This is a genomic window from Mesorhizobium sp. M1A.F.Ca.IN.020.06.1.1 (assembly GCF_004023265.1).
Taxonomy (GTDB): Bacteria; Pseudomonadota; Alphaproteobacteria; order Rhizobiales; family Rhizobiaceae; genus Mesorhizobium.
This window is the reverse complement of sequence record NZ_RZSR01000702.1, coordinates 1-3,235: the sequence shown is the minus strand read 5'-3', so window position 1 is coordinate 3,235 and position 3,235 is coordinate 1. Positions and strand designations below refer to the sequence as shown.

Here is a 3,235-nt window from a genome sequence, read left to right as displayed (position 1 = left end):
TCAGATAGCCATGCGCGGCATGGATCTCCAGCATGTCGAAGCCGCAGCGCTCGGCCATCTCCGCCGAGGCGACGAACTGGTCGCGCACAAGGTCCATGTCGGCGCGGTTCATCGCCTTCGGCACCTGATTCTGCGGCGACCACGGCACGGCTGAAGGCGCCATCACCGGCCAGTTGCCGGACGGCAGCGGCTCGTCCGTTCCTTCCCAGCCGAGGCGGGTCGAGCCCTTCGGGCCTGAATGGCCGATCTGGGCGCAGATCTTGGCTTCGGTCTCGGCGTGGACGAAATCGACCAGCCGCTTCCAGGCGACCTCATGCTCGGGCTGGTAGAAGCCGGTGCAGCCAGGGGTGATGCGTCCCTCCGGGCTGACGCAAGTCATCTCGATATAAACGAGCCCGGCCCCGCCCTTGGCGCGCTCGGCATAGTGGGCGAAATGCCAGTCGGTCGGGCAGCCGTCGACCGCCTTGTACTGGGCCATCGGCGAGACGACGATGCGGTTCGTGAGCGCCATCTCGCGCAGTCTGAATGGCGCGAACATCGGCGCGCGGCGCAGCATGTTGCCGCCGGCGCCGGCCTTGCGCTGGAACCATTCCTCCGCGCCCGCCAGCCATTCGGCATCGCGCAGACGAAGGTTCTCGTGGCTGATGCGCTGCGAGCGGGTGAGCAGCGAATAGTTGAATTGAACTGGATCCAACCCGAGATAACGTTCGACTTCCTCGAACCATTCGAGCGAGTTGCGCGCCGCCGATTGCAGTTTCAGCACCTCGGTGCGGCGAGCATCTTCGTATTTGCGGAAGGCCGCTTCGAGGTCGGACTCGGACTCGACATAGTCGGCGAGCGCGACTGCGCTTTCCAGGGCCAGCTTCGTGCCGGAGCCGATCGAGAAATGCGCCGATGCCGCCGCGTCGCCCATCAGCGCCAGATTCTTGTAAGACCAGCGCTCGCAAAGCACGCGCGGGAAGTTGATCCAGGCCGAACCTCTGATGTGGTTGGCATTGGTCATCAGCGGATGGCCGCCCAGATGCTTTTCGAAAATGCGCTCGCAGACCGCGATCGATTCCTGCTGCGTCATCGCGCCGAAACCGAAGGCAGCCCAGGTCTGTTCGCTGCATTCGACGATGAAGGTCGCGGTCTCGCTGTCGAACTGGTAGGCATGCGCCCACACCCAGCCATGCTGCGTCCTTTCGAAGATGAAGGTGAACGCGTCGTCGAATTTCTGCGTGGTGCCGAGCCACACGAACTTGCATTTGCGCGTGTCGATGTCGGGCTTGAAAACGTTGGCGAAGGTGGCGCGCGACTTCGAGTTCAATCCGTCAGCCGCAACGACAAGGTCGTGCGTTTCCATGAACGGCCTGGGATCGGAAATCTCGGTCTCGAACATCATCTTGATGCCGAGCTCGCGCGCTCTGCGCTGGAGCAGAATTAAAAGCCGCTTGCGGCCGATGCCGCAGAAGCCGTGGCCGGTCGACACCGTGCGCACGCCGTCATGAATGACGGCGATGTCGTCCCAGTAGGCAAAATGCTTCCTGATCCAGACCGCGCTGACAGGGTCGTTCCTGGTCAGGTTCTCCAGCGTTTCGGCCGACAGCACCACACCCCAGCCGAACGTATCGTCGGGGCGGTTGCGCTCGTAGACCGTCACGTCATGCGCGGCGTCGCGCAGCTTCAACGAGATGGCAAAATAGAGGCCGGCCGGTCCGCCGCCGAGAACCGCAACCTTCATGTCTTGCGATCTCCTCTAGAGCAATTCCAGGAAAAGTGCGTAGCGGTTTCCCGTCCGGAATTGCGTCAAACGCTCAATGGGCATCAGGGACCGCCGAGGGGCCGGCGGTTCCAACATCAGTATCGCGCCTGCCGGCAATTATTTCAAGCTTAAAGTTTCATAATTGAACAATTGCGGCGCGATCAGCTCACTTGGCTGGATCTTTGGGACTCCACAGCACAGTCTCGGCGCCTTTCTCGTAAGCCATGCCGTCGGGATAGCTGATCGCTTCCAGCTGCAGTCCCCAGGGCGCCTGGAAATAGAGGATGGTTTGGCCGGCGGCCGGTCCTTCTTTGACCGGCAGAGGACCCATTCTGGTCTTCACGCCCTTGGCGTCGAGATAGGCCTTCGCGGCGGCGACATCGTCGACATAGAAGGCGATATGGAAGCCGCCGATGTCGCTGTTCTTCGGCGTCAGGTCCTTCTGGTCGGGCGCGGTGTATTTGAACAATTCGATGTTCGATCCATAGCCGCAGCGCACCAGGGTGATCTCCTCGATTACCGCTTTTGGATCGACGCCGAGCAGGTCCTGCATGAAGGTGCCCTTGTCGTCGGCGAACGGGCCGAAGGACATCGCCTTCTTGCAACCGACCACATTGGTGAAGAAGTCGACGGCCTGCTTCATGTCGGGCACGGTGACGCCGGTATGGTCGTGGCCGCGCATGCCGGGGATCGAGTCGGCCGAAGCCATTCCCATTGAGCCGAACAGGATTGCGCCGACCATTGCGCCGCTTGTGGCGTATTTCATGTCACCCTCCTTTGGCGGGCTGACTTTGCTCCCATGCACATCCGAGGCCCGCTGTTCGGTGTGCGGACAAGGTTTGACTTTCTCATGCCGGCGCCTTTGCAGGCGGCTGCAGCCAGTCCGCATCGATCTCAGGTAGCGGGATGGCAGCGAGCAGGTCGCGCGTGTAAGTCTCCTTCGGATTGTCGAAGAGCACGTCGGTTGCGCTGGCTTCGACGATCCTTCCCTCGCGCATGACGATGACTTGCCGGCAGAGCCGCCGGATCACCGACAGATCATGGCTGATGAAGGCGACCGTCAGCCCCATCTCGGCCGCGAGCTTTTCCAGCAGCGTCAGGATCTGTGCCTGCGTCGAGACGTCGAGGCCCGAGACGATCTCGTCGGCCAAAACGAATTTCGGCGACAGCGCCAGCGCCCGTGCGATGCCGACGCGCTGGCGTTGCCCGCCGGACAGCTCGTGGCGGTAGCGGCCGGCAAAACTCTGCGGCAGGCCGACGCGTTGCAGGGCTTCCGCACGCGCTCCTTCAGCCGGTCGCCAAGCCCGTTCTGCCTCAAGGGTGCCGCGATGATGTTGAAGATGGTGTGCCGCGGGTTGAGCGAGGACATCGGGTCCTGGAAGATCATCTGCAGGTCGCGACGCAGCGGTCTGAGCTCCGCTTCCGAAAGATGGCCGATGTCTCGCCCTTCGAAGCTGATCGAGCCGGCGCTCGGCTCGATCAGCTTCGAAG

Annotated in this window: 2 protein-coding genes and 1 pseudogene; all 3 read right to left on the bottom strand. The window is 62.4% G+C overall.

Translation table 11 applies throughout. The features are described 5' to 3' along the window. A partial coding sequence (locus EOA60_RS25355) for a bifunctional salicylyl-CoA 5-hydroxylase/oxidoreductase (protein WP_128312085.1) occupies window positions 1–1,723 on the bottom strand: 1,723 nt, incomplete at its 3' end. 187 nt (window positions 1,724–1,910) lie between these two features. After that, entirely contained in the window at window positions 1,911–2,510 is a 600-nt protein-coding gene (locus tag EOA60_RS25350; RefSeq protein ID WP_095799285.1) for a VOC family protein, read from the bottom strand. 82 nt (window positions 2,511–2,592) lie between these two features. Continuing rightward, window positions 2,593–3,235 (bottom strand): annotated as a pseudogene (locus EOA60_RS25345) (ATP-binding cassette domain-containing protein); the annotation flags it as partial.

Excerpts from the sequence above, each read along its gene's own strand:
- EOA60_RS25350 (WP_095799285.1), bottom strand. The coding sequence starts at position 2,510 with ATGAAATACGCCACAAGCGGCGCAATGGTCGGCGCAATCCTGTTCGGC.